This window comes from Isachenkonia alkalipeptolytica (genome assembly GCF_009910325.1).
Lineage (GTDB): Bacteria > Bacillota > Clostridia > Peptostreptococcales > T1SED10-28 > Isachenkonia > Isachenkonia alkalipeptolytica.
Genome location: NZ_SUMG01000006.1, coordinates 138,840 through 163,366 on the forward strand (window position 1 = coordinate 138,840; position 24,527 = coordinate 163,366).

Consider the following 24,527-nt stretch of genomic DNA (forward strand, 5'->3'; position numbering starts at 1 on the left):
GATTTTGATATACGGCCTTCATCGATCCATCTTTATTACCATAGATATTCTTTACAATCATTTTTCTAACAAGCAGTGCTGTAATTAATCGGTCGATATCACCTTCATCAGAGTACCTCCCGTTATTCTCAATAACACCGGCGCGCCTCCCGGCTTTTTTTCCTGGGAGACGACCTATGAACAGGCCCTTCCCTCCCAGTTATAAATGGTCTTTAATCCTTCATAAAAAGGGGCTGCGTTTAGAATCACGCCCTTATGCTTCTCCCCCGGAATATGAAAGCTTTTGATGTTCGGGAAGCGGTCTTGATAATCTTTCAGATCCGTTTCCCAAATCTCGTCCCTAGTACCGATTACTTGATAAATGGGGAGATCCGAGGTAAAAGCATTCCCAATTCCGTTGTTTTCCTTATCCAGGGTAGAGGCGTTTTGCAGCATCAGGCTCTCCATCTGCGCCGGATCGGTTTTTTTCATGGCATCCATAAAATATTTGGTCAGTTCTCGGTTGCTTCTTAGGTCATAGACCCCTTCAAAATCAGGATACTCCATGGGAAGCTTTCCAAGATTTTTCTTGTAAAAGCTCTCGGTTATTTTTTCTAGTAAACCGTGCCGATACAAAAAACCCTGCAGCCCCTTAACTTCTTTTAAGGAGGGAGAGGAGGCCATAAGGATAACTTCATCGATCCGTTCATCCATAGCTGCAAGCTCCAAGGCAATGGGTCCGCCGTAGGAAATGCCGATTGCCGTAACCTTCTCAGCAACTCCCAGGGTGTCCAAGAGTCCCTTCATATCCTTTGCATGATCCTTTAATGTGAGTTTTTCCTTAAGAGGCGTGCTAAGGCCCTCTCCCCTTCGATCGGGAAGAATTACTTTGTTAAACAGACCCTGCTCAATCAACCATTTTCCCGGACGAAGAAGCATGGTGTGATTTCCGCCGGAGCCTCCACCATGAATATATATGGCGGTTTTCCCTTTTTCTTTCTTTGAAGCAGCCTTTATTCCCGTAACCGTTCGGGTATATAACTGAATACCCTCTGCAATCCGGTAATGCTCCAATTCCTCATAAAACTTCACAGAACCTGACAGTTTTAGACTCACTTCCCATCCTCCTTCATTTTTCTTTCATTATACTTTTTTTCTTACATATAATAACCGTCCTAAGACTGATCCCTTACCATCCTTAAGATGGTTTTGGCACTTCAGTTTCCATACTACCGAACTTAGTTTTTTCCCCGATAGCCTATTCATTCTCGCCCCCACGGTCTATTCTTCTCAAGCCAGCCGAAGGATTCCCAGTGCTTAACATCGGTAGGATTAAATTTAAACCTCTTATGCATAAATCTCATTAAATGAAATATCCCTTTTACCTTAAGACGGGGTTGTACATTTTCGCTTTCCTTTTTAATTTTCCTGCTGAGTCTGGTAATCTCCTTTTTAAACTTCAATTTTCTTTTCTCATCCACACTATTCCAGTCTACGGCATGGGTGTTTCTTCCGAAGGTATAGGTCTTGGCAACTCCCCAAAAATCCATGCTGTTTTTTAAATCTTTTAGTGTTGACTTGGTACCTGCACCTGCTGCGGTGGAAATGAGAAGAGCCTGCTTACTGAACATTTCCTTTCTTGGCTGATGGGCCATCCACTGGTATGCAAAATGATCGAGAAAAGCTTTTACCTGCCCGGGAACATGATACACATAAACCGGTGCGGTAAAAATAAGCAAATCCGCCTCCACCATCGCCTGTACTATAGGATCTAAATACTCATAATCCCGACATTTTGTCTGGTCCTCAAAGCATTCATAACATCCTCGGCAAAATTCCGGCATGCTTTTTGGCAGGAAAAATTCTTTAACAGCATCACCTTCCGATAAAGAACTGATAAACTGCTGTGCTATATTATATGTGCTGGACTTCCCTTTTCGTGGTGTTGCATAAATAACGGTGATTTTCATACGAACTCACTCTCCCGGATTTTTTCCCATGAAATAAATATTATAACCGGAAATCCTTACAACTCTTTGAATTTATTATATACCGGTAAATTGTCTTTCAGAAGGGGCTTAGGGTACCATCCTTTCTCCGCCCGAAGGCGGATTTCAGATAATTCTAAAATGTGAAAATATATTATTGCCACCCTCTTTCTTTATGATATAATTATAAATAAGAAATCCCTATAAAGGAGGGTAAATCATGGCTCTACTTTCAATTGAATCGGCAGATAAGTTCAATGCTGTTATAGAGGACTATCTGGAATCTTATTTTCAGAAAAGAGATCTAAAAAAAATTGCTTCCTATTTAGCCGAGAGCTTCTACGGATGCGGCACAGGACTTGATGAGCAGGTCTATAATAAAGATGAAGGCCTCGCAATTTTTAAGCGTGATTTGGAAACCGTCAATACCCCCATTAAAAAAATTTATCGAAGAAGAGAAATGCAGCTTCTAAATAATACCACTGCAATTTTCCAGGCTTCTATGGATGTTTACTTTAACGTCATGGGTGAAGAAATGGAGTTTCAAAATCTTCGCATGACTGTGGTTCTCCATGAAGTTGATAACGAAATTAAAATCATAACAAAGCACCTTTCACTCCCCACGGATTCCCATGAAGAAGGGGAATCCTATCCCATTAAAGAGGCCCTGGCACGGAAAAGCGAGAAAATCAACACCATCAGCATTAAGTTCTAGTGAAAAAAATGCAAACCAAAGGGGACGAACCAAAGGGGACGGAGGTGTTCGGTAGATCATCTACCGAACACCTCCGTCCCTTTTGGTTCACTCTTTGGTTCATCTATATCTACCCGATCCCCGTATGCATAGTCCCGGCTATCCTTTCCGGAAAGGATGACCTCCACCCGCTGATTTCCGTCATCAAGAACCACTTCCGTTTCATGGCCTAGAAACATCATTTCTTGAATTCGATAATTTCCCCCGGTATTTTTTATTAATCGAATATCTTCCGGCCGAACAAAATAGGCTCTTCCTTTATTGTCGGTGAACTGATTGGACTTGCCCACGAAATTTGCAACATAAGGACTTTGGGGGTGGTAATAAACCTCTTCCGGAGTTCCCGTCTGCACGATGGTTCCATGATCCATCACGACTATGCGGTCTGAAAGGCTTAGGGCCTCCCCTTGATCGTGGGTAACAAAAATCATCGTGACACCGGTTTCACGCTGAAGCTCCTTAAGCTCCCTGCGCAAACGGGTGCGCAGGGCTACGTCCAAATTACTGAGGGGCTCATCCAATAATAGCACCTTTGCCCCGGTGGCAATGGAACGTGCCAGTGCAACCCTTTGCTGCTGTCCACCGCTAAGAGTTCCAATTCCCGTATGTTCATAGCCCTCCAGACCTACTAGCCGAACAAACTCTTTTCCCTCTTCCAAGGCTTTTTTCTTTTTTATTTTTTTAAAAAATCGAATGCCATAGGCGACGTTTTCCAGTACAGACATATGGGGAAATAAGGCATAGTTTTGAAACACGGTAGACACCGGTCGTTGTTCCGGGGGTAAGTGGCTGATTTTTTGGTTTTCAATAAGAATTTCGCCTTGATCCGGCTTTAAAAATCCACCTATAAGATTTAACGTGGTGGTTTTTCCGCAACCGGAGGGTCCTAATAACGTTACAAACTCACCTTTTTTCACTGTTAAATTGAAATTTTTGACCCCTTTGTCTTCTTCATAGATTTTGGTAATATTTCGTAGTTCCAATATCATTTTAATTCCTCTTTTCCCGATTTAATAAATGAATCGCAAACAAATTCACACTGAAAGTGATCAAAATAAGCATGCTTCCCATAACTGCCCCCTGTCCGTAACGACCGCTGTTGATTTCATTAAACATCAGTACGCTTGTCACCAGGTTTCCCGGAGAAACCAAGAGCATTAAGGGGCCCACCGTAGTCATACATGCGGTAAAGGCATTAATAAAGCTTACTAAAAATGTAGGTCTCAGTATGGGGAATACAACGGTAATCAAGGTTCGTACCTTCGATGCTCCCAGATCGTTAGAGGCCCACTCCAACTTATGATCCATACTTTCAAATGCAGCGTTCGCCGCTTTATTCCCCACGGATACATGTCGAAAAGTACAGTTTAAAATTAAAATCAACAAGGTTCCTGTTAAAGTAATTGGCCCCCGATGAAAAGCTACAATATAGGAAAGACCAAAAAATATTCCTGGAATGATATAGGGCACCGAACCGATAAACTCTAATGCTCCGAAACCTTTTATTTTTCGTCTTTGATGATAATAGGAAAGAAGCATGCCGGATACCGTGGCGAAAAAACTCGCGGTTACAGCCATATAGATTGTTCGAATCAGTGCATCCACATGTCTGCTCTGAAAAACTCCCCAGTGATCCAGCGTGAACACGATACTTCCTGATACATTTCTTGAAAAAGCGGTGAGAAAAATATTGCCGTACTGCACCAGATTAATGAGAAAAAAAGCAATCGTAATCGAGGCCGTAACCCATTGTAGGATTTGGGGCAATTGAAAGTGGATGGACTCTCTGTCCAAAACCTTGGATCGCTCCGATAGGGTTTGGACCTTTCTCATATTACTTCGATAGAAATAAAAGGCTATCATAGCCGGAGGCAACAAAAGCATGGCCATGGCTGCCGCCCCGTTTAAGTTCCCCTGGGCATATACCTGAAGATAGGCTTCCGTAGCCAGCACCCGAAAGCGACCGCCAATAATAATCGGTGTTGTGAAATCCGAAATATTCATGGTAAACTGCAAAAACAAAACGGAGAATATAGTGGGAACCATGGAGGGTAACAGGACTTTATGAATTGTATGCCAAGCATCGGCCCCTAGATCCCGGGAGGCTAAAATCAATCGATTGTCAATTTGTGCGAAACCCGTCATCATCATCATCGCCGAAAGAGATACCCCGCTTAGACTTTGAAGCAGTACGATACCGTGCCAGCCGTAAGGATTTAATGTGGCGCCAAAAATCCCGTAACTGATCAATCCCCTGCGTCCGAACAGCGTAATCAGTGCGATGGCGGAAATGAACGGCGGCGAAATCATGGTCATCATTAATCCCCGGTAGATTCCTTTTCGCACTAAAACCCCTTTAAAATGAGCAAAAATGCCGACACAAAACGCCAGTACCGTAGCAATCACCGATGACAGGGTAGCTACAAAAACACTGTTGCGGATCAATTCTAAATTTCTTGGGGTCACCAGGCTTCGATAATGATCCAGGGACCAGGTCCCATCCTTTGTAAGGCTTTTGAGAACTACAGTGAAAATCGGATAGAGAATAAAAAGCAAAAAAGCACCGGCCAACAGAAGAATCACCGCTTTTTCAAAAAAGAAGTCGAAGGAAAAGGAGCTTGCAGCATCCCTTTCCTTCTTAAATATCCTATTCACCAATGACATCCTTCCATCGATCTAAAATGTTCTCTCTTTCTCTACCCATTTCTTCTAAGTCAAAATCAATGAGCTGCTCCATATTCAACGTGTCCATTTCTTCCGGTGGGGCTACGTTTTCATTAGCCATAATTCTGGCATCCGCTTCCATCAAAATGGTCTGTCCGTGCTCTGAAAGATACCAGTCTACGAAAACCTTTGCTGCTTCCTTATTCTCAGAGTTCTCGAAAATAGCGATTGGAGCAGGAATCCAGGGAATGTGCTCCTCCGGGAATAAAGCCGCCACTGGCGCGGTTTCCATTAAACCGAAGGTTTGTCCATGAATGGCGGTAAGCCCGATAGCAAACTCTCCCGCAGCAACTTTTTGTTGAGGTTCGCCTCCGCTTTGGGCATAGAAGTCCACATTTTCATTTACCGCTTCCCAGTAATCCCAAGCTTCATCTTCCCCCATCACTTGAATGAGACTGCTGAGTATTGCATATTGTCCTCCCGAAATACTGGGATCTGCCATAATAATCTCTCCACTATACTGTGAATCCCTAAGATCTTCCCAATTTGACGGCATATCCAGTTCCAAATCTTCTATCAGATCTTCATTGACGATAAAACCGAAGGGCACCAGGGATAACGCTCCAAAATAGCCTTCAGGATCTAAATACTTCGGGTCGATATTTTCGAATTCCGGCGATTCATACTGGTGTAAATATCCTAAATCCCGAGCATTAAAATAGCTGTCTACACCACCGCCAAACCATATATCCGTTGTGGTTTCTCCTTCTTCTGCCTGCAGTTGTGATAATTTTGCACCGGTGGATAGGCTTACCCACTCAATTTCAATACCGGTCTCCTCTGTAAACTGTTCAAAGGAATCCTCGGCGCCTCCATAGGCAACCGAAACCTCTAATACCGTTCCTTCAAAGGGCTTTTCTTCCACCGCTTCCTCTTCTCCATCGCCTTCGGCGGTTTCCTCCTCATTTTCCACTGCTTCGCCCGGATCTTCCGATTCTTCCGGCTCTTCCTCCTGACCACAGGCGATTAGTGAAAACATTAACATTAAAATAAGTACTGCAAGTCCCAGTTTTCTCATTTTGATCTTCCTCCTTTTTAAACTGCTTTTAATAAGCGTTGATATTGAAACTCCCGGTAAATTCCTTCATCATAATAAACCGGTTTCGTGTTTCCTTCTTTTATTGCTGCTACAAGCTCCTCCATCCTAGTGATGTTCTTCGGAAATTTTGTGGCATATTTCCCAACGCGGTCCAATCGGTGGGCGTCACTTCCTCCAAAAACAGGAATGTTTTTATATATCCCGGCATCGCAGGCTTTTAAATTTAGCTCTTCCGGAGTGCTTCCATTTAAACCTTCAATACCATCCAGGGCGATCTTGCTTCGAACCCCGTCCTCCATTCCCCGATTGTTTTTTCTGTAGGGATGAGCACTGATCATTACGCCACCTTCCTTATGTACGTATTGAAGCAGTTCGTGGGCATGAAGTTTTTTCTCCGGAAGCTTATCCACCCCAAATACCAGAATATCTCCTTCAAAGGTGAGAATTTCTGCCCCAACAAATACGGGAAATCCAGTTTTCTCAGACATTTCCTCCGCAAAGCTTCGTAGACCGTTGCTATCGTGATCCGTAATACAAACTCCATCCAGGCCCATGGCTTTGCTTTTTTCTATAATATCCCCCAGCTTCATAAAGCTGTCAAAGGAATAGGTTTGCTCGTGGATATGCATATCGATAATCATCCAAACACCTCCATGGTTTTCGCTCATCAACTGTACCTTTTCATTATATATTTCGGTATTCCTTAAGTAAAATAATAGATTTGAATGATTTCTAGGTTTCCTATGCTATAGTCCTATATTTGAATATAAGGAATCAAAGGGGACGTGAACCAAAGGAACCAAAGGGGACGGAGGTATTCGGTACATGATCTACCGAATACCTCCGTCCCCTTTGGTTCTCCTTTGGTTCACCGATTTATTAAAGCACGGTAACCCTTTCCAGATCATAGTTTTCATACACTTTCTTACTGACGATAAATTCCAGAATCTCCACCAGTTTATACACCTCTTCGTAAGTGTTATAAAGAGCCACCGGTGCAAGTCTCAGGACATTGGGCTCTCGGTAGTCGGGGATGACGTGATGATCCCTAAGGGCCAGGCTGATGCGGTAGGCCTCCTCGTGCTCTAAAGAAACATGACCTCCCCGGCGGTGTTCCTCTCTGGGGTTTCCGATAGCATAGCCGTACCGGGAGAGTTTTCGGTCAATCAAATACATCAGATACTCGGTAAGACGAAGGGATTTTTCCCGTATCCGGTCCATCCCCGCCTCGTTGAAAATGTTTAAAGCTCCTTCAAGGGGAGCCATGGCAAGAAGACTGTGGGTGCCAAGAAGAAATCCGTTTGCATCCTTGTCCTGGTGAAAATCATGGTTCATCAGAAACTGACTTTCATCCTTGCTGCCGAACCAGCCCTTCAGTCCTGCGGATTTTCCAAAGTGCTTTTTGTTGATATACAGTCCCGCCGTTGCCCCGGGTCCGCCGTTTAGGTATTTGTAGGAGCACCACACAGCAAAATCCAAACCCTCTTCAAATTGTTGATATATGTAAAAAACTTCCTTCGCTTTGTTTCCTAAATTGTAGCATCCCTGAAGCCATGGGTACATACAAGATGACAGCGGGACGGAGTTTTTGTCATCTCCTAAAATCCCATAAGTTCTTTGGTTTTCTCCGCTTCTTCTGTTGAGGTGAGCATTTCCAAGAGTTTAAATGCAACCCCCAGTGCCGTGGAGGGCCCCCGGGAGGTAATAATGTTTCCCTCGGTGACAATCGCCTCACTCCCGATTGTTGCACCAAAATCTTCCAACTGCTTTTGTCTTTTGCCCTGGGATAAATGATAGGTGGTGGCTTTTTTGCCCTTCAGTATACCGCTTTTCCCAAGAGGCAGGGCACCGGTACAAATGAAAGCTTTGAACCTCTCATGACTGAAGTCATAAGATTCTTGGGAACAGAGCATACTTGCAAGCGTATTTCTTTACTTACAGCGGTTTCTCTTCTTTACCAAGCTATCCCCGTAGTACCTACGGTTCTGGATACTATTTAAGCTTTCGCTTGTTTTCGTAGACCTTCGGTCAAAATATTTTTACTGGCATTGATATCCCGGTCATGATGGGCCTCACAAATAGGACAAGTCCATTCCCGGATACTCAGGGGTTTCTTGCCGTCCTTGTGGCCACAGGCTGAACAAATTTGACTCGACGGAAACCATGGGTCCACTTTGATGACTTCCCGACCATACCAGTCTGCTTTGTACTGTAACCGGTTCACAAAACCGGACCAGGATACGTCGGAAATGCTTTTTGCCAGTTTATGATTACGGAGCATCCCTTTCGTGTGCAAGTCTTCAATACAGATTATATCGTGGTTTTTGATAATTTCTGTACTCAGCTTGTTCAGAAAGTCGCTCCGTTGATTCATTACTTTTTCGTGCAACCGGGCAACCCTGCGTTTTTGTTTCCGGTAGTTTTTTGCATCCAAGAGATTGATTCCTTTCTCTTTAGCCTGCAACCCGCGTCTCGACAACTTACGCTGTTCCCGTTGTAATTTCTTTTCCATTTTAGACGTGAATTTATGGTTATCGATCTTTTGCCCGTCAGAAAGAATGGCAAAGTCCGTAATGCCAAGGTCCACTCCCATCGCGGAATTTGTCTTCGGTAGCGGCTGAATTTCTTCTTCGCAAAGGAGAGAAACAAAGTATTTACCGCCGGCATTTTTTCGGATGGTTGCATTTAATATCCGACCCTTAGGGGTTTGACTTTTCCGGAACTTCACAAGGCCTAACTTGGGTAATTTAATGGAGTTATGAACGATTCTGATACTGTTGTTCACATTTTTCGTTGTATAGCTTTGAACCGGGTTCTTTTTACTTTTAAACTGCGGTGGGTTATTTTGTTTTTTGAAAAATCGGGAAAAGGCATCGGAAAGATTTTTACAGAGGACTGAAGAGAAATGCTATCCACTTCTTGTAACCAAAGGGTCCCTTCATTCTTTTTCATTTGAGGAATCATTGCTGCGCAGGCATGATAGGTTAACCCTTTACCGGTTGCAGCATAGGCTTCATTCCACAAACGTAAAAAATGATTGTAGACAAACCGGGAACAGCCGATGGTTTTAGCAATTAAGATCTCCTGCTCCCGATTCGGATAGATTCGAAATTTATAGGCTTTGTGGCGTAGCACAACTTTCCCCTCATTTCTTTTTCTGACTTTTTATGTAACTACGGATCTGTTCTTCCGTATGCTCACTGACGGTCGCTACAAAGTAGCTGGGATTCCATAAGTGGCCACCCCAGAGGCGTTGTTTAAGTTCCGGATGTTTTTTAAACAGTAATCTGGCGGATACCCCTTTAAATGCTTTAACGATACTGGGAATAACATGCTGCGGTTTACAGTCGATCAGTAAATGAATATGATCTTTATCAGATTCCATTTCGATAATTTGAATCTCGTTATCCACAGCGATTTTCCGTAATAACGCTTTAACATCTGCATCAATTTATCCGCGTAAAATATCATGACGATATTTTACGCACCAAACTAAATGATACTGAATAGAATAGACGTATCCACGCCCGTAATGCATGGTAGCCATGGGAATCACCTCTATTTAATTATAACATATGTAAGTGCTGAATACTATCGCAAAGAGGCTGTTTAATGGTTCGATTAAACAACATATTACGGTTGCTATCCATCGCTACAGCGATGCCACAACCGAAGCCGATTCATCTACACGACTAAAGTCACGAGTATTCTCGGCTATTTGATAAACTTATTTTCCTCATTGAATTTTCCTATAATTTCTAAAAACCTTCATCATAGGCTTCCCGGTGAGTATCGATACAAGCCCGCATTCAGTCCCTCCACATTTTCCGCCAGCACATAAACTTCCATGGGATAAGTGGCACCGGCTGAAGGTGCTACCCGATAACCCCTCTCTTCCTCCGTAATGCCTTGGGCCGACCACAATAATGCCGCCAGCTCTTTTAAGGTCAATGCCTCCTCTGAATAGTCCCGAACCGACCTGCGCTGAGATAGACTATCCATCAACGGAACATTCAACTGATCTGCAAACTCCTCTTTCGAGGGAAGGACCAAGGGTTCTTCCTCTTCTACTGAATTTCCGGGTTCTTCCCCGGTTTCTTGATTTTCTTCGCAGCCGGTAGTGATAACTCCCACTAATAGAATCGCCGCCATCGGGAGAATTGCAAAACGCCGTTTATCAGGATATTCCCAAAACATAAAGCCAACACCTCCCATTCTCTTCCGTAGAATAAGCAAACAGGTGAGTTTCTCCTTTATAGTGATGCATCCTCGCTGTTACTAAGCTTCCATTGGCTTTCACAAAATAAACTTTCCTTGTGAGCTGATGCATATTTTAAAGAAAAGATGACAAAAACTCCGTCCCGCTGTCATCTCGCTGTCATCTTTTGGAGACCGACAGCCATCCCCGGTAGAAAGAGACGCCCAGGATAACTGCGAAAAACAGACTTAGGGTTCCGTCACCCAGGTCCGTAGCGGTGATGAGAGCAACATACATCCCCAGGTAGAATATGTAACTAAGAAAAACGTAGCTGCTTTCCATGATCTCACCCAGGTCGTCTCGAATTCCTTGGTCTTTTCGAAGCCTTCCCCCGTAAAAGATGCCCAGGCCCAGGCCTAGCAGTAGTAAAACCCCTCGGAATGAATTCATTTGCAGGGCTGCTTCCGGTACCGGGATAGAATAGCTGATGACTCCCCAAACACTGAGGATCACACCCACCCCAATAAAGGTTTTCAACGTCTTATGCTTCGGAAACCTAGTATACCCCATAACCATGGCTGCGGTGAAAATCAGCCCGTAGATCCCATTTTTCTGTCCCATCATTACATAGATCCCCAAGCCCGTCAGTCCTAAGAGATCCACCAAGGTGATGGTTTTTCCCGTGATTTTCGTGATTCCCCTTAGCAGAAGCACCGTCCAAAAGACCAGTCCCAAATTGATCTCCATCGTCTCCATAGTCCTTATCGTTCCCACAGTCATTACAAGATACGCCGCTGCTGCAACAAAGGCGGAGGTATCGTGTAGGGGATCAATTTCCCGGGCCAGGGCCCAGGTCAGAAAAAATCCTGCGGAAAATACCAAAGAGGCTCCCCAGTCCATGGTAAAAATCCCCATGGCGACCAGCAGGGTTAGGGTCATTATAAGAATTATAAGATTTGTTTTATAAGTCGGATCTATTTTTCTTCCTAATGTAAAATACGTCATAACCATGCCTCATTTCTTAAATTTATATTCCATCGGCAGACATTCTTTATCCTCTGCATAAATAAAATAGCAAAACTTTCAGTTGCTTATCCAATATTCTTCTAAAAATCCCACCAGGGGGTGATGGTAAGGTCCAGCTCCTCTAGATCCACGGTCTCCCCGATTTGGGGGGCGATAATGGAAACTCCCTGTTTTTCCGCTTCCTCAATCCCTCTTTCCACAGGTTCCGACCAGCCGTGAAGAGCCAGGGAAAAGGCTCCCCAGTGCATTAGCATCATCACATCCCCCTTTGCATCCATATTAGCCTGTACCGATTCCTCGGGGAACATGTGGGCGTCGGGCCAGCGCTCATCGTATTGTCCCCCTTCCATTAAGGTCAGGTCAAAGGGACCGTAGGTCTCTCCGATCTCTATAAAGTGGTCCCCATAACCGGTGTCTCCGCTGACATACAGATTCGTGTTCTCGCCGGAAATCACAAAACCGGCCCACAGAGTTTGGTTCCGGTCAAATATACTACGATTGGAGGAATGCCGGGCGGGAACCGCTGCAATGTCCAGTCCTTCCCACTCTACTTGCTCCCACCAGTTCATCGGGGTGATGTCCCCAGACGCCACTCCCCACTCCATAAGATGGGCGTCCACCCCCAGGGGAACGAAAAAGTGATCCGTCTTCTCCTTTAGGGCAAGGATCGAGGGATAATCCAAATGATCATAATGGTCGTGGGTAATAAATACCGCGTCAATTCGGGGAAGTTCCTCAATCAAGTGGAAAATGTCCTCGGTAAACCTGCGACTCCCCACAAAGGACACCGGGGAGGCCATATCGTCAAAAACCGGGTCGATCAGGATCTTTTTGTTATCGATACTAAGGAGAAAATTCGAGTGTCCGAACCAGGTTAAACTGTCCGCTTCACTGTTGATCTGCTCCCAGTCCAGGGGGGCCACAGGAACATTCTCAGAAGGAATACGGTCTTCTCTTTCCGTGACCCAGTCCCAAATCAGCCCCCCTATAGAGGTCAGGCCCATTTCCGACTCCTTCTCTGTTTCGTTGATGAATTCCCCCTCCACGTAATTGTCCAGTTCTTCGTAGGCCGCCTGCTGTTCCTCCCTGGGACTTCCGCCGAAAACCGGGTGAAAATACATAAAGAGAAGCCCTGCGATGATTCCAACAATCACAAGGCCAAATAGTGTCCATAGGAATTTTTTAAAATACCATTTTCGTTTTCTTTTCTTTCTGAATCGTAGCTTCATGTTCTGTCCTCCTTGCAAAGGGTTGATCGGTTCCGTTAACTTCTGCAGAGACGACTTCTTTACTGGCTCTAACTCTTTATGACGCTACCCCACAAAGACATTATACCCAGTTGAGCACTTCTTAATCTTACAGTTCCACCGGCGTAAAGTCATAACCCGCTTTTTCCAGTTCCTCGATGAGACTATCCGCACCCACCATATTCAGCACAGGAAACTGTAAAAAGTAGCTCTCTTTTTCTTCTTCCAATATTAAGGCTTCAATGCGTTTGGCAAACTCTTGATTATGACCTTTATACTCCCGGTGATAATAGTCCTGAACGCCGCTGTCTTCATGGTTGAGCTTCGTATCCAGCATAGCTTCCAACGCCTGGGTATCCCCTTGTTCCCAGGCACGAATCAATTCCGTTTTACCGGGGTTGCCGGCTTCGATTTCTTCTAAGGTATCCTTAAGCATTTGCTTCTGGGATTCTATGGGAATTAGGTTGCTATGTTCATTATGAAACAGGATCAGTTCCTCGTAATTATAAAGAGCCCTTGTTTCCATATCCTCTTCCGTTGTCCGTTGCTTAAAATAGTCCATCGTTCCCTGGTCGCTGCTAAGTGAACTGTTCTGATAACCAGTGTACTCAATTAGATTTCTCACTGACCAAGGTTTAAACCGGCTCAAATACTGCCAGGACCCGCCCTGTTCCACGGCAATATCCCTGACCTGCTGAAAAACATCTTCCGATAAAACCTCTCTCAGCCCGTCTTCATCCGGTGCGTATTTCATAACCGCCTCTTGAAGTTCCTCTTGTTCTCGACGGCTTAATGGAAAATCAAAGGACTCTCCGTATACCTCCGCCTGATCGAAGGCTTCCAACACTCCTGTTGCTAATGAATGATGTTCCTCCGTCAATACCGACATCCCACCGTATAAATAAACTGTTGCACCGTTGATCGTGCCTTCATACAGTAATCCCCGGCTATCTCCCTCATAACTGCCTTCATCGTTGCCGCTTCCCTCCGTTCCCTCGCTACATCCTGATATTAAAAGCATTGCACCTACCAGTATTGCCAAACAAATTTTTTTCATAATTAAGTTACCCCCTCTAAATATTTATATATAATTAGTTATTCTTCTTTAATTTAAAAATACTTTTTTTTTGGGGGCTTTTTTTAGAAGGCTTTTTTTTGGGGAGGATGCAGTTTCATGGTTTTCAGCACTTTTAGTGCTTTTTAAGTACTCTAGAGAGTTTGCTGATTTCTCCCGGTTACCGGTTCAGCCAAGTGATCACCACTTGCAAAGCCGTTGCAAAGCTTACCCATAACAGATAGGGTACATTGATATAGGCCACCCATTGGATATAGGGCCCGATGGCAATCATGGCCCAGATCAGGGTTATCAAGACTAAGAAAATGTCCACCGCTGCAAATAAATTGTTTTTCAATCGGAACTGCAACGGCGTGAAAGCAACATTAAACACTAGGTTCAGTGCGAAGGGCAGCACAATCCCCCAGGGTAAATCCCCCCGGAAAAACTGTATAAAAACACTGCCGAAGGATACTGCGATGATCACATAGAGTAAGGACCACACCGGACCAAATACCCATGCCGGGGGTGCCCACTTCGGTTTAACCAGTTTTGCGTACCAGTTGCTGTTATCCATAGGTTTTACTCCTTATATCATAAATTTTTGCCCTTTTTTCTTTTTCAAAAAACTGGCGATGATCCAGGCAAGGCAAAATATTCACTGTCATTGATTGGTGTGATAATTTTCTTACTCCATAATTACCCCTAAAACAGAAGGATATGCAAACATAATGCCACCCTTTTCAGAGTGGCATCCGGAATTACTAATATTTGGTTCACAACCATAAGTGATGACAGTTTCTCCGTCCCGCTGTCATTCTGCTCCTCTTTCGATATAACAATGGAGAAATTTTTCCCTCTCTTTTGAAAGGGCTTCGGTGTCGTATTCCGCTTTTTTCTTTTTAGAAGAAGTATTGTATCCTGCAATCAAAAGGGTCATTTTCTTTTCCTTAATTAAATATCCCAGTATAATAAGAAGCAAACCGCTTCCCATGTGTATCAAAATCCTCTACATAACTGTAGGTAATGCGTATCCTTGTGCTGTTACCACACAAGGAATCCGACTTCATCTCGACAATGATCACTAGGCTTTTTACGTATATATCACCGAAGCGTTCCCTTAACTTCTACTTAAATATATACGATAGAGCAACGGTCTGATGCGTCAACCGAGGGTATCATAACCTAACAATCGTAGGGACTATTTCTAATCACTAAGTCTGGTGAACCAAGACTTTTAGAAGCCTACGACTTCAGTCGTGGGAGGTTCTCCTAAATATAGCAAAGCTTGCACTAATAAAGAACATTGGATAGATTATTGTATTCTTTGACTGTTTTCCTTTAGTTTAAATGGTACTGTCCTTATAGCTACGACGATCATGATCCCCATAAACACTCCGATGTCCAGTCCTCTTGGAAACTGCAAGATAAGTGACGGAATCGAATAAAATAGAAAAGCGATAGCGGCGACAATAAAGACCCTAAGATGTTTGTAGGCAAAGGCTCTACGCTCCTCCCCGGTGGCATCCCGGGCCTCTTTATAGGTTATGTAGTTGATGTAGTACACCCGCTCGGTTTTATAAATCATCCCCAATATGCTGATAAAATATAAGTTCGTAAAATAAAGCCAAAAGATTGTGGTCATCTTTGAACTAAGCTGAAAACCAATTCTTGTGAGCAGAGTGTTAAAGAGACCCGCAAAGATAAATAAAGAAACCAACCAAAGGATTAATAATTTATAAGATTTTTCCAATTGATGCTTATCATCATTTTTATGCTTATTCATGTTCATCTGATTCGAACTCCCTTCTAACTTAGTTCACAATCCATTCAAATTAGTACTTTCCCATTTTATTTCTCCTCTTACAATCCCTCGGTTCCCTGAAACATCACTTTTTTAGCTTTTCCCTTATCATCCTTTTCTTGTTAACTTTAATTTTACTGTACTTCTCCTTGGAGTTAATCCTTCCCAGGACTATTTTCACCTCCGCCTTAAGACGGAGAGCAAAAAAAAGACGGATCATCCATCCCGTGAATGATGTCCACTGAATATCGGTTTTCCGTTGCAGCTGTCGATCAATAGGGTAAATATGATCCTTGAGATGATAATTTTTTCGGGCTCCATGGACTTCACTCCTGTTTTAAAGTTGGTAGGACTATCCTTCGGTTTGCTTCCTCTTTACCCTAAAATAACACAATAGAGCACGAACAGCATTACTTCCGTTTGCAATGATCCCTGTAATTAAGGCTAGCCAAATAATCCAGGTAAAAATCGACCGGCAGCGGAAGAAGATTCCGAGATTTTTGTGAGTGCATGGACTCCGATCAACAGAATCGGGAGGATATACACCAGTTGGGAGAGCATCATCCTGAGGCGAGGTTTTAATCTCATCAGCAGGCGTTTCATTCATTAAAATATACCAGTTGCCCAGGGTAAAGATTTTTTTCATCATCTGGATTCCCCCTCGTAGGTCAGTGCATTTTCGTGTAATTCCTTCAGTCTTGTAATCTCATGGAGTATCAAGGTTTTACCGATGTCATTGATCGCATAGATCGTTTTCTGTTTTTCATCGGCATATACGGTGATGATACCGCTCTTTTGCATTTTCGTCAGGGTTCCGTATACCGTACCGGAGCCTAGACGGATTCTTCCCTTGGTGATCTTCTCCACATGTTTAACAATCCCATAGCCATGACGGGGTTCCGTCAAGGACAAAAGGGTATAAAATGCAGTTTCCCTCAAAGGTTTATTTCTCTTTATTAAAAAAGCCCCCTCAGATCATTGCATCCAGGGGGTCCTAAAACTTCAATATACTTCTCTTATTTTTAATTTTGTGGATCAATAGACTACTCCTCCACTTTAATGTTTTGAACAAACTCCGCATTCATCAGCTCAATCCCTTTTTTGGTTTCCAACTCAATCCAATTTTCCTTAACATCCACAATCTTTCCCGAAGTAGTACTTCCATAGGATCCTGTGGTGACCTTACACACCTTTCCGATATACTTCTTAATCATTTCATGGCTCATTCTAGTCCTCCTCCTTCTCTTTATATTGTGTTTTGCTGCCAGGGCCTGCATTTGATTTTGCTGGGGAATAATTACAAAAAGCAGAATGAAAACCGGCATGTAAATGGCAATCCATGCTCCCGGGTTCATAAAATTCCTCCTTTATTAGGAAACTTCCCTTTTCTTTACAGTGCTAATATAAACCAATCCTCCTACCATTATAGACAGGATAAAGGGAACACCGAAGGGACTGGTCCGGGTACTGCTTTCCGTTATAATGACTTCTTTAAGAATATCAATATTCATACCATATGCAAATATTTGACTGATTAAGTAGGCGATCATGTAGACAAACAAGGGTTGATTATTTACGGGTTTCCACTTGGAGTTTCGGTACTTAACGTCTTTAAATCCGATAAAAATCTTACCGTATAAGATCGTGACAATCCCTAAATGAAAGGACATATAGCTTAGGATTCGCCCAATCTGGTGAATGTTTGACTCCGGAAAATAATGATTTAAAATGACGGGTAATATCATCATCACCCCGCCGAAAATCAGTAGTCCCTTTGCCAGTAACCGCAGTCCTCTTGGTATGTTTGAAATAATCATGAAAACGATGCTTCCTACTAGGAGCATAAAACCTGTGGCTATAATTATTCCTTCGATGTTCATGTGACATCCTCCATTCTTTCGTTAACGCAATCAGTGGGAATGACCTCAACACTGAAGCCCTTCTCCTCCTTGTAATTCCTAAATAATGCCGCCCTCTACCATACCTTTACCAAAAGTAATATCCGTTAGTCCCATTAACACACCGAATATTGCCCCGGATAGTACAGCCCCTAAGGTAAACACCTCATTCAGAAATACAAGTACAAAAATCATTCCTATTTTAACTCCAATGTAATAGTACCTCTTTCTCTTAAGAAGGGAAATTCGCTTTTGCAAAGAACTAAACAGTAGTAAGGTACTCTTATTTAATGCTCCGAAAACAATGGAAGATAAAACGTACATCATTATGGTGGCCAATAAAAAGTAAACAAGTTCCATCAATTCACAACCTTTCTAGTTAAGGGCTAAGAAAACATCATTAATCCTTCCATGAGTTCTCTTATGACCCCTTAAGTATTATAAAGCTTTCGGCCAACCTTAATGGATATGGGAATGACTAGCAAGGTCAGTAATCCCAGGCCTATCAGAATTTCCGGTGCATGGGATGCCTCGCTGAAGCGGTGTAGAAAACTCGTAGTGTCAAATTCCACTCCCCTTGGTAGCCTTGGCAGTGTTCTATCCAGCACTTCAATACCGGCTCCAAATACAGCAATGGAACTGAGAAGGACTGCCCTTCGGATACGATTTTCTTTAATCAGTGCAATGGTCGTTCCTGCAAACCATATTAAGAGATACAGCAGGGCTACGAAGACTATGCCCTCAAAGGACGTGGCTGTTTCTGTTATCGCTGTGCCCTCCGGGGCTTCCTGTCCAAGGTTCCCTCTTATAATCCTCAGGACTAAAACGAAATGTCCTACAATAATCATGGTCCCCAAAGTAAATACCAAGTAAGTAGCTACCATGGCAATGGGTTGGAACAAATAGATGTTTATCAGAGCAAATTTTGAGCTGACCGGTGGCAACTGGTATATTTTTTTATCACTGTTCAGTGCGTTGTAAAGTAAAACGAAACTTACCGCGGGGATTACAATTAGGGTAATACCAAAGCCTTTACTGACCAGAAAAAAAGAACTAACGGCCAGAAGTAAATATGTTGCAACGGTTAATTTAGCATTCTCCACGGGAGTACTTACGGAGTTGAAAAGCATTCGCTGAAAAGATAGGAATTGTTTAAACATCACTTTCCCCTCCCTTCCTGCCGGAGTAAATCATTACATCCTCTATGGTGGGTCTTTTGCTCTTAACGCCGTTGATGCCCTGAAGGATCTTTTTGTTTTCCAATAGTCCCGTAAAAGTAAAACTTGATTCTTTAACTCCCCTAAGGGCTTTTTTTATATCATCGGTCATCTCCGCTTTATCGATACTTACAACGGCGAACCGGTCCAGTAGAGCATCTTTTTCTTCACTGAAGATAATCCTTCCCTCATCAATGTAGGTAAGATCGTCGGCAACCTTCTCCAAATCACTGGTAATATGAGTGGAAAAGATCAAGGATTTTTCCTCATCCTGCATGTGTTCCATCAGACAGTCCAAGAGCTCCACCCTGGCTACGGGATCGAGGCCTGCGGTGGGTTCGTCCATAATGACCAGGTCCGGATTATGGGCAAGAGCCATTACCACAGAAAACTTCATTTGCATTCCCTTGGAATAATGCACAAGCTTTTTATTCGGATCCAGCTGAAATCGCTCCATCAAAGCATTGAATCGTTCTATGTAGACCTGCCGATCATAAAAAGGTGCAAAAATCTTCACTACTTTCTTCGGCTTCATTCCCGGCGGATAGATTAACTGATCATACACAATCCCCAACTTTCTTTTAACCGGCTCTTCATTTCCAAGCAAGGGCCGTCCGTTAAACAGCACTTCTCCCTTAGTAGTTGGATTTTGAAGCAATAGGCTTTTGATCATCGTGGTTTTTCCGGCGCCGTTTTTACCGATCAGTCCCATAATTCTTCCCTTTTCTAAGGAAAAATTGATATCTTTCAGTTGAAAATTCCCTGCTTTTGCTGATAAATCCTTGACTTGCAATGCGTATGGATTCATTTTTCTCCCGCCAATATCCTGTCCAGTTGATTTTTAAGCTCTTCTTCGGAGATTCCTGTTTTTTTACAATACGCTAAGGTCTCCTTCAGTTGGTTTCTTACGACTTTAAGGTGTTGCCTTTTCATTACTTTCAGGTCAATTTCCCGTACAAAACAGCCCCTGCCTTGAAGATTTACCACCAGTTTTTCCTTCTCCAACTCTTCGTAGGCCCTTTTTACTGTAATAATCCCGACTTTCAGTTCCTTCGCCATCAGTCGGATGGAAGGCAGCTGTTCTCCCGAGGTGATTTTGCCTGAGAGTATCATTTCCGTGATCTGGTTCTGTATTTGTTCATAAATAGGGGTTTGGGATAAATTTGAGATTAATAGGTTCAAGGCTTCCACCTCCGATCTACTGTAACTATACACTAGATACAGCTGGACGTCAATAAAAAAACGCCTGACAAAAACGATGATTAAGATATCATTGATAAAAGCGTTCGGGGTTATGATTTTCTAATCTATCCGATATTTTTTCTTCTCATTTCGAACAAAAATAGAGGAAAGAATAGATAAAAACATGGAAACACCAAAAGCTCCGGCTAATAGATTTGATACAGGTCTACCTGTAAGGACTGAAATGAGGATCAAGACTAAAATGCTCATTTGAACGGTCAAACTTCCCCACATTATTTTTTCGGCTTTCATTGTCTCCCTCTCCTTTGAGTTCGTTTTTTGTTGTTCAGCTAACTTCCGGCGATTTTCTTGCTCATACCAAGCCGAGTGATCAAATGAAAAGCGATACACACCACAAACCAAAGAAAGAACCCTCCCATGATCACCTCATGATAAATCTCTCTTGGAAAAAGGGCTGTGGATAGGGACATCACCAGTAAAATAGCGAACAAAATCCCTAAGAAAGGAATCATATAACGTTTATTATATTTCCTTATGTACTTTTCATCAAAAAGGCCTTCCGTGGACTCATGGATTTTTTTAATCTCAAAATGAAATCTCTGAGGCTCCCGGAAGATTTTCAACCCCATATAGATGACAATCAACTGCATCGGTATTAGAACAACGTTGAAAAACATGGATCTTCCTCCGTTCTGTTCATCTTTTTTTAGTGGTCCTTATCGTATTACTTCCGGATTATTTACGGTTGATATTTCTTTTTGATTTTAAAGCCAAGGGTTTTTTCCAGTAATACTATAGGAGCTAAGTAGATCAACGCATATTCCCGAGGGATTACATTTAAGGCTAAAAGAACACCTATGGTAAAGTAGCCGAAAGCCTCGGTAATATCCAATGCCCTTTGAGCTTTAATATACTTCGATAAATAAGGGTTGTTATCGATTTTCATTTGAATTGCTAATTTCTTCGGATTTTCAAAAATCGCTATATAAACCAATGCGATAATCAAAAACACTAATATAACACTCAGTATGAAACTTAGTACTTCTACATTCATGTCTTTCCTCCTCTAGACTTCCCGCTTTTCCTCACCACTATTTCTCTTTTTCCGTATCCAGGTTATGCTCCTCTAAAATACCCAGGATCTTCTCCGTATCTTTTCCTCGGTAGGCCTGATTAAACCGAGCCGTTTTGCCGGAGAATTCGATCCCTAGGATTTCACCTTCACTGAGGGTTGCCTTTTTAATGCTATTCCAAGGAGCCGTAGACAGGATAAAGGTTTTCCCCGTAAAATAGCAAACCCCTTCTTCACTGATTCCCTGGGAATAGATGGAGGAAATCATAAAACCTATAGCGGACAGGGCTATCAGGTAATCCACCGTCTCTCCCCGAATAAGGTGTGCCATCGAAATGAATATCACGGCGATAATAAGTAAGCTGATTTTCAACATCGGCTTGACATAGCTTGTTATTATTAGGGTTTTTCGCTTTCTTAAATGAAACGCAGTTCCTAGAAGAAACAATGCTACAATAATGATTCCCACTATATTGATATCCATATCTTCTCTCCTCTTATAGTGTGTTTTGGCTTGTGTTACTTTAGGAGTTTAAAAAAGATGACAAAAACTCCGTCCCGCTGTCATCTTTCTGTCCCGCTGTCATTTAGGGCGTCGAGAAAGGAGGGGAGTTTATAGATTCTTGACCCTTGGTGGTCCCGGTAATACAGGGTGGTAAAGGCCTCATCCAGCTTCAGCTCCTGATAATCCCAGAGGGGGAGCAGAGGCGGATGGTCGCTGTCCCGCTTTAGGACACGAATATAAGGATCGCCGCCCCGGGTGATATAAAAAAGGTTTCCGGTGGACCGGTCATAGCGGAAGGGATTATACCGTTGATGGCTGTCAGGAGAATAAAACCTTTCATAGGGGCTGAAAAAATAATGTTGCCCGTAAATCATCAAGGCTCCCGGTTCCCGCTCCCCGTTGATTTCGGAGTAACGCTCCAGCAGGGTAAAGGCTTCATGGTCTAAAAGATCTTCCATTTTCAGCTCCGTAGTTTCCCCGGGAAGGTTGCCCAGGACTTTAGGGTCTCCTTCCAAGACCAGTAGCTCATGGAAATCCTTCATCAGGATAAACACCTGATCCTCTAGGGAGTAACTCAGGGTATAGCCCTGGTCTTCCTGGTGAAAAACCATATTTCTTGTGACCTCATCCTTTACGGTCCATATCTCCCGGCGAAACTCCTCCCCGCCGCCGCTGGAATGGATGAAAAGTTCTACGTAGAATAGATCCTCCGACAGAGGGGTAAAGCGGTAGTGGTGATCCTCAAACTCATCAAAGGCCGTGGGGCTTGGGGCCTCTTCCCGTTCATCCCCGCCTTCCATAGCTTCCTCTTCCAAAGCCTTGGCCGTTTCCTCTTCCAGGGCCTTTTTTTCAAAGGGGCCCGGGGCCACGGAAATTATGGTGTTTTTCTGAAGATCCAGCACCCACTGTTCCTGTTGATGGTTTACTAGAAAAATCCGCTCCCGGTCCATCACCACAAAATTTTGAATCCCTCCGACCTCCCGGGAAGCCTCGGCTAGGCTGTGATTGACTTCCAGGCCGTTTTCGGTGCCCCGGTAAATCTGAAGACTGCCCTCGGGGAAGATTTCTTCCGACAGCTCCTTCAGTCCCCGATAATAAACCAGCAACATATCATAGGTTTCGCTGACAAAGTAATTACTATGAAGCATGGAATTTTCATCGCTTAACTGCTCATAGCTTTTTTCGATCAGCACCTCTTCGGTTTCCATATCCATCAGCTGGATCTCTTTTCGTTGCCGGTCTTTTCCCTGTCCCCGCTCCCCCATATGGTAGGGCCGATCGGCAAGATAAAAGATCTCCTCTTGGTGAAAGTCCCCGGCGTTGTGGATGAGTTTGGTTGCAGTCCGGTCCGGTTCCCAATCCACCTGGTAAATATGCTCTCCATTTTCCCCGTAGACCACCAAATCGTAGCCTTCCCGTCTTTTAATGTCGTTTCTGGAGTAGGGATTTCCCTCTTCGTCAAGGACCGTTTCCTGTTGAATTTCCTCCGTGATAAGGAGTTCTTCCACCACTTCCCCCTTTACGGGATCATAAATCCGGTACCAAAGTCCTCCGTCCTCTAAGATCAGTTTTCGTCGATCCGGCCCCGCATGATCCCTTGCCAACACTTGCTGTTTTCCATGGTCAAAGGTTTGTAATGCCTCGGGCCAGGGATCTCCGTCGGTTACTTGGACGCTTTTATAGTAATTCTGTAAGTGGGAAAAGTTCATTCGGGCCATATGGGGGAAGGTTTCAATGTTTTCCATCAGCTGTCGATAGTATTGGCCGACTCCTCCCCGTGAAATTAAACGATAGCCCCAATCATCCTTATTCGGTTGATCCACCTCCCGTATCTCAAAGACCCTAAGATCCCGTTCAATTTCAGTTTTCTCCCGAACCTCATCCATAACCACATCCACTAAGGAGGGATGATCTACAATCTCTTCCCTACGATGGCGAAAATCATCTAAACCGGCGACTTCCTGCATCTTCATAATCTCATTGACCTTCGATGTGATTCGGTAGTTTTCTCCCTCCGGATCCCGGTGCCAGTCAAAAGAAACTTCATTGAAAAAACCCTCTTCCAGCAAGGTGGTCATCACATCCTTTAAAACCGGATCAATATCACTTACCCCAAAATCCAAAGAAGTTCCCATCACCTCTAAGACCTGATCAAAGCCTTCTGCAATTTCCTCCGTGGGATTATGGGGCAGCACCGGCTCTAACACCTCGGGGTTTCGAACCTGCCACTGGTCATTCTCCTCTTTTAGTAACACTTCCTTTTTCAAGGGATACACCGACCATTCCCCCTGCTCCACGGAGCGGCGGTAAATCTCCTGAAGACTCTGTCTGGGTTCCTCTTCCAGCCAGACCTGCTGCTGGATCATCTCCTCAAAGTAAGCATCGTACACCGTTACCAGATCGGGCATCAGGATTTCAACAGCCACATGATCATACTCCCGGCTTTGGTGGGTTACTTCATAGTCATGGATTTCCACAGCGTTTACCAATAACGGATCGTACTCCCGAAGCATTCGGCTTTTGTTGTTTAACAGGGCTTCTTCCAAAGCCTCTAACCGGGCATCCCCGCTGTTTTGGAAATTTGCAAAAACACTGCCTCCGATTAACAAAATCAGTATACCGGCAACCACCCCCAGCAGGATTTTAATTTCTTTATGGGAAGCACTTTCCTCGATTGTGCTCCGGTTGTCCCCGGAACTTTGATTGGTTTTAAGATTCTTAGTATCTGAGTTTTTATTATAATTTTTCATCGTATCCCCCTAGCGCCATCCAAGAAACATCTGGCTGTATTTGTTGTATTTAGATGTTTATTTACAGTT

30 protein-coding genes and 2 pseudogenes are annotated in these 24,527 nt (G+C 43.6%); 1 reads left to right on the forward strand and 31 read right to left on the reverse strand.

The window, feature by feature from the left end; genetic code table 11:
• Nucleotides 1–174: 174 nt before the first annotated feature.
• Nucleotides 175–1,095, reverse strand: coding sequence for an alpha/beta hydrolase (locus tag ISALK_RS06855; RefSeq protein WP_160720517.1), 921 nt, complete (start codon nucleotides 1,093–1,095; stop codon nucleotides 175–177).
• A 146-nt stretch (nucleotides 1,096–1,241) separates the two neighbouring features.
• Entirely contained in the window at nucleotides 1,242–1,949 is a 708-nt protein-coding gene (locus ISALK_RS06860) for a flavodoxin family protein (protein ID WP_160720519.1), read from the reverse strand.
• Between the two features lie 238 nt (nucleotides 1,950–2,187).
• Here ISALK_RS06860 and ISALK_RS06865 point away from each other — a divergent pair, with 238 nt between their 5' ends.
• A complete protein-coding gene (locus ISALK_RS06865; RefSeq protein ID WP_160720521.1) occupies nucleotides 2,188–2,682 on the forward strand; it encodes a nuclear transport factor 2 family protein in 495 nt (164 codons plus the stop codon).
• Nucleotides 2,683–2,738: 56 nt separating this feature from the next.
• On the opposite strand, the gene ISALK_RS06870 is transcribed toward ISALK_RS06865, so the two are convergent.
• From ISALK_RS06870 to ISALK_RS07005, 29 genes and pseudogenes are all read right to left on the reverse strand, one after another.
• Nucleotides 2,739–3,710 (reverse strand): ABC transporter ATP-binding protein, encoded by a 972-nt coding sequence (locus tag ISALK_RS06870; protein ID WP_160720523.1) that lies wholly within the window; start codon nucleotides 3,708–3,710, stop codon nucleotides 2,739–2,741.
• Nucleotide 3,711: 1 nt separating this feature from the next.
• Nucleotides 3,712–5,376 (reverse strand): ABC transporter permease, encoded by a 1,665-nt coding sequence (locus ISALK_RS06875; RefSeq protein ID WP_160720525.1) that lies wholly within the window; start codon nucleotides 5,374–5,376, stop codon nucleotides 3,712–3,714.
• Nucleotides 5,369–6,463, reverse strand: a complete 1,095-nt coding sequence (locus ISALK_RS06880; protein ID WP_160720529.1) for an ABC transporter substrate-binding protein — start codon at nucleotides 6,461–6,463, stop codon at nucleotides 5,369–5,371. Before ISALK_RS06880 ends, ISALK_RS06875 begins: the two co-directional genes overlap by 8 nt.
• Before the next feature lie 17 nt (nucleotides 6,464–6,480).
• Complete coding sequence (locus ISALK_RS06885) at nucleotides 6,481–7,125, reverse strand: PHP-associated domain-containing protein (RefSeq protein WP_160720532.1); 645 nt, start codon at nucleotides 7,123–7,125, stop codon at nucleotides 6,481–6,483.
• A 238-nt stretch (nucleotides 7,126–7,363) separates the two neighbouring features.
• Nucleotides 7,364–7,963 (reverse strand): kynureninase/PvdN C-terminal domain-containing protein, encoded by a 600-nt coding sequence (locus ISALK_RS06890; RefSeq protein WP_245394409.1) that lies wholly within the window; start codon nucleotides 7,961–7,963, stop codon nucleotides 7,364–7,366.
• A gap of 119 nt (nucleotides 7,964–8,082) precedes the next feature.
• A complete protein-coding gene (locus ISALK_RS06895; protein ID WP_160720539.1) occupies nucleotides 8,083–8,397 on the reverse strand; it encodes a DJ-1/PfpI family protein in 315 nt (104 codons plus the stop codon).
• Between the two features lie 83 nt (nucleotides 8,398–8,480).
• Nucleotides 8,481–9,314: pseudogene (locus tag ISALK_RS06900) on the reverse strand (RNA-guided endonuclease TnpB family protein); the annotation flags it as partial.
• Nucleotides 9,266–9,619 carry a helix-turn-helix domain-containing protein gene (locus tag ISALK_RS15540; RefSeq protein WP_371723675.1) on the reverse strand — a complete coding sequence of 118 codons (354 nt, stop codon included), beginning with the start codon at nucleotides 9,617–9,619 and terminating at the stop codon, nucleotides 9,266–9,268. The gene ISALK_RS15540 and the pseudogene ISALK_RS06900, both read right to left, overlap by 49 nt.
• Nucleotides 9,620–9,629: 10 nt before the next feature.
• A pseudogene (gene tnpA / locus ISALK_RS06905) lies at nucleotides 9,630–10,031 on the reverse strand (IS200/IS605 family transposase).
• 224 nt (nucleotides 10,032–10,255) lie between these two features.
• Nucleotides 10,256–10,681 (reverse strand): SagB/ThcOx family dehydrogenase, encoded by a 426-nt coding sequence (locus ISALK_RS06910; protein WP_160720543.1) that lies wholly within the window; start codon nucleotides 10,679–10,681, stop codon nucleotides 10,256–10,258.
• A 181-nt stretch (nucleotides 10,682–10,862) separates the two neighbouring features.
• A complete protein-coding gene (locus tag ISALK_RS06915; protein ID WP_160720545.1) occupies nucleotides 10,863–11,687 on the reverse strand; it encodes a hypothetical protein in 825 nt (274 codons plus the stop codon).
• Between the two features lie 101 nt (nucleotides 11,688–11,788).
• Nucleotides 11,789–12,937: an MBL fold metallo-hydrolase gene (locus ISALK_RS06920; RefSeq protein ID WP_160720547.1), complete on the reverse strand. Its 1,149-nt coding sequence runs from the start codon at nucleotides 12,935–12,937 to the stop codon at nucleotides 11,789–11,791.
• A 127-nt stretch (nucleotides 12,938–13,064) separates the two neighbouring features.
• Nucleotides 13,065–14,012, reverse strand: coding sequence for a TraB/GumN family protein (locus tag ISALK_RS06925; RefSeq protein ID WP_160720549.1), 948 nt, complete (start codon nucleotides 14,010–14,012; stop codon nucleotides 13,065–13,067).
• Between the two features lie 178 nt (nucleotides 14,013–14,190).
• Complete coding sequence (locus ISALK_RS06930) at nucleotides 14,191–14,586, reverse strand: TspO/MBR family protein (protein ID WP_160720551.1); 396 nt, start codon at nucleotides 14,584–14,586, stop codon at nucleotides 14,191–14,193.
• Nucleotides 14,587–14,823: 237 nt separating this feature from the next.
• Nucleotides 14,824–15,003, reverse strand: a complete 180-nt coding sequence (locus ISALK_RS06935; protein WP_160720553.1) for a DUF3784 domain-containing protein — start codon at nucleotides 15,001–15,003, stop codon at nucleotides 14,824–14,826.
• 321 nt (nucleotides 15,004–15,324) lie between these two features.
• Nucleotides 15,325–15,801, reverse strand: a complete 477-nt coding sequence (locus tag ISALK_RS06940) for a hypothetical protein (RefSeq protein ID WP_160720555.1) — start codon at nucleotides 15,799–15,801, stop codon at nucleotides 15,325–15,327.
• Between the two features lie 364 nt (nucleotides 15,802–16,165).
• Nucleotides 16,166–16,462, reverse strand: coding sequence for a hypothetical protein (locus ISALK_RS06945; protein ID WP_160720557.1), 297 nt, complete (start codon nucleotides 16,460–16,462; stop codon nucleotides 16,166–16,168).
• The gene (locus ISALK_RS06950; protein WP_201756857.1) at nucleotides 16,459–16,752 is read right to left on the reverse strand and encodes a PadR family transcriptional regulator; all 294 of its coding nucleotides are present in this window, start codon (nucleotides 16,750–16,752) and stop codon (nucleotides 16,459–16,461) included. The genes ISALK_RS06945 and ISALK_RS06950 overlap by 4 nt, the downstream gene beginning before the upstream one ends.
• Nucleotides 16,753–16,856: 104 nt before the next feature.
• Nucleotides 16,857–17,168: a DUF6897 domain-containing protein gene (locus ISALK_RS15050; RefSeq protein WP_236660300.1), complete on the reverse strand. Its 312-nt coding sequence runs from the start codon at nucleotides 17,166–17,168 to the stop codon at nucleotides 16,857–16,859.
• 15 nt (nucleotides 17,169–17,183) lie between these two features.
• A complete protein-coding gene (locus ISALK_RS06960) occupies nucleotides 17,184–17,693 on the reverse strand; it encodes a hypothetical protein (protein WP_160720559.1) in 510 nt (169 codons plus the stop codon).
• Between the two features lie 78 nt (nucleotides 17,694–17,771).
• Nucleotides 17,772–18,071 (reverse strand): hypothetical protein, encoded by a 300-nt coding sequence (locus ISALK_RS06965; protein ID WP_160720561.1) that lies wholly within the window; start codon nucleotides 18,069–18,071, stop codon nucleotides 17,772–17,774.
• A 71-nt stretch (nucleotides 18,072–18,142) separates the two neighbouring features.
• Nucleotides 18,143–18,871, reverse strand: a complete 729-nt coding sequence (locus ISALK_RS06970) for a hypothetical protein (RefSeq protein ID WP_160720563.1) — start codon at nucleotides 18,869–18,871, stop codon at nucleotides 18,143–18,145.
• Entirely contained in the window at nucleotides 18,864–19,736 is an 873-nt protein-coding gene (locus tag ISALK_RS06975; RefSeq protein WP_160720565.1) for an ABC transporter ATP-binding protein, read from the reverse strand. The genes ISALK_RS06970 and ISALK_RS06975 overlap by 8 nt, the downstream gene beginning before the upstream one ends.
• Nucleotides 19,733–20,110: a GntR family transcriptional regulator gene (locus tag ISALK_RS06980; protein ID WP_160720567.1), complete on the reverse strand. Its 378-nt coding sequence runs from the start codon at nucleotides 20,108–20,110 to the stop codon at nucleotides 19,733–19,735. The genes ISALK_RS06975 and ISALK_RS06980 overlap by 4 nt, the downstream gene beginning before the upstream one ends.
• A 120-nt stretch (nucleotides 20,111–20,230) precedes the next feature.
• Nucleotides 20,231–20,422, reverse strand: a complete 192-nt coding sequence (locus ISALK_RS06985; RefSeq protein ID WP_160720569.1) for a hypothetical protein — start codon at nucleotides 20,420–20,422, stop codon at nucleotides 20,231–20,233.
• A gap of 38 nt (nucleotides 20,423–20,460) precedes the next feature.
• On the reverse strand, nucleotides 20,461–20,808 hold the full coding sequence (locus ISALK_RS06990) for a hypothetical protein (protein WP_160720571.1): 348 nt from the start codon (nucleotides 20,806–20,808) through the stop codon (nucleotides 20,461–20,463).
• A 62-nt stretch (nucleotides 20,809–20,870) separates the two neighbouring features.
• A complete protein-coding gene (locus tag ISALK_RS06995; protein ID WP_160720573.1) occupies nucleotides 20,871–21,185 on the reverse strand; it encodes a hypothetical protein in 315 nt (104 codons plus the stop codon).
• Between the two features lie 37 nt (nucleotides 21,186–21,222).
• The gene (locus tag ISALK_RS07000) at nucleotides 21,223–21,687 is read right to left on the reverse strand and encodes a hypothetical protein (protein ID WP_160720575.1); all 465 of its coding nucleotides are present in this window, start codon (nucleotides 21,685–21,687) and stop codon (nucleotides 21,223–21,225) included.
• 80 nt (nucleotides 21,688–21,767) lie between these two features.
• Nucleotides 21,768–24,458 (reverse strand): hypothetical protein, encoded by a 2,691-nt coding sequence (locus ISALK_RS07005; RefSeq protein WP_160720577.1) that lies wholly within the window; start codon nucleotides 24,456–24,458, stop codon nucleotides 21,768–21,770.
• Nucleotides 24,459–24,527: the final 69 nt, after the last annotated feature.

Coding starts and splice junctions, on each gene's coding strand:
- ISALK_RS06860 (WP_160720519.1), bottom strand. CDS start 1,949: ATGAAAATCACCGTTATTTATGCAACACCACGAAAAGGGAAGTCCAGC.
- ISALK_RS06865 (WP_160720521.1), top strand. CDS start 2,188: ATGGCTCTACTTTCAATTGAATCGGCAGATAAGTTCAATGCTGTTATA.
- ISALK_RS06870 (WP_160720523.1), bottom strand. CDS start 3,710: ATGATATTGGAACTACGAAATATTACCAAAATCTATGAAGAAGACAAA.
- ISALK_RS06880 (WP_160720529.1), bottom strand. CDS start 6,463: ATGAGAAAACTGGGACTTGCAGTACTTATTTTAATGTTAATGTTTTCA.
- ISALK_RS06885 (WP_160720532.1), bottom strand. CDS start 7,125: ATGATTATCGATATGCATATCCACGAGCAAACCTATTCCTTTGACAGC.
- ISALK_RS06895 (WP_160720539.1), bottom strand. CDS start 8,397: ATGCTCTGTTCCCAAGAATCTTATGACTTCAGTCATGAGAGGTTCAAA.
- ISALK_RS06910 (WP_160720543.1), bottom strand. CDS start 10,681: ATGTTTTGGGAATATCCTGATAAACGGCGTTTTGCAATTCTCCCGATG.
- ISALK_RS06915 (WP_160720545.1), bottom strand. CDS start 11,687: ATGACGTATTTTACATTAGGAAGAAAAATAGATCCGACTTATAAAACA.
- ISALK_RS06920 (WP_160720547.1), bottom strand. CDS start 12,937: ATGAAGCTACGATTCAGAAAGAAAAGAAAACGAAAATGGTATTTTAAA.
- ISALK_RS06925 (WP_160720549.1), bottom strand. CDS start 14,012: ATGAAAAAAATTTGTTTGGCAATACTGGTAGGTGCAATGCTTTTAATA.
- ISALK_RS06930 (WP_160720551.1), bottom strand. CDS start 14,586: ATGGATAACAGCAACTGGTACGCAAAACTGGTTAAACCGAAGTGGGCA.
- ISALK_RS06935 (WP_160720553.1), bottom strand. CDS start 15,003: ATGGGAAGCGGTTTGCTTCTTATTATACTGGGATATTTAATTAAGGAA.
- ISALK_RS06940 (WP_160720555.1), bottom strand. CDS start 15,801: ATGAACATGAATAAGCATAAAAATGATGATAAGCATCAATTGGAAAAA.
- ISALK_RS06945 (WP_160720557.1), bottom strand. CDS start 16,462: ATGATGAAAAAAATCTTTACCCTGGGCAACTGGTATATTTTAATGAAT.
- ISALK_RS15050 (WP_236660300.1), bottom strand. CDS start 17,168: ATGAACCCGGGAGCATGGATTGCCATTTACATGCCGGTTTTCATTCTG.
- ISALK_RS06960 (WP_160720559.1), bottom strand. CDS start 17,693: ATGAACATCGAAGGAATAATTATAGCCACAGGTTTTATGCTCCTAGTA.
- ISALK_RS06965 (WP_160720561.1), bottom strand. CDS start 18,071: ATGGAACTTGTTTACTTTTTATTGGCCACCATAATGATGTACGTTTTA.
- ISALK_RS06970 (WP_160720563.1), bottom strand. CDS start 18,871: ATGTTTAAACAATTCCTATCTTTTCAGCGAATGCTTTTCAACTCCGTA.
- ISALK_RS06975 (WP_160720565.1), bottom strand. CDS start 19,736: ATGAATCCATACGCATTGCAAGTCAAGGATTTATCAGCAAAAGCAGGG.
- ISALK_RS06985 (WP_160720569.1), bottom strand. CDS start 20,422: ATGAAAGCCGAAAAAATAATGTGGGGAAGTTTGACCGTTCAAATGAGC.
- ISALK_RS06990 (WP_160720571.1), bottom strand. CDS start 20,808: ATGTTTTTCAACGTTGTTCTAATACCGATGCAGTTGATTGTCATCTAT.
- ISALK_RS06995 (WP_160720573.1), bottom strand. CDS start 21,185: ATGAATGTAGAAGTACTAAGTTTCATACTGAGTGTTATATTAGTGTTT.
- ISALK_RS07000 (WP_160720575.1), bottom strand. CDS start 21,687: ATGGATATCAATATAGTGGGAATCATTATTGTAGCATTGTTTCTTCTA.
- ISALK_RS07005 (WP_160720577.1), bottom strand. CDS start 24,458: ATGAAAAATTATAATAAAAACTCAGATACTAAGAATCTTAAAACCAAT.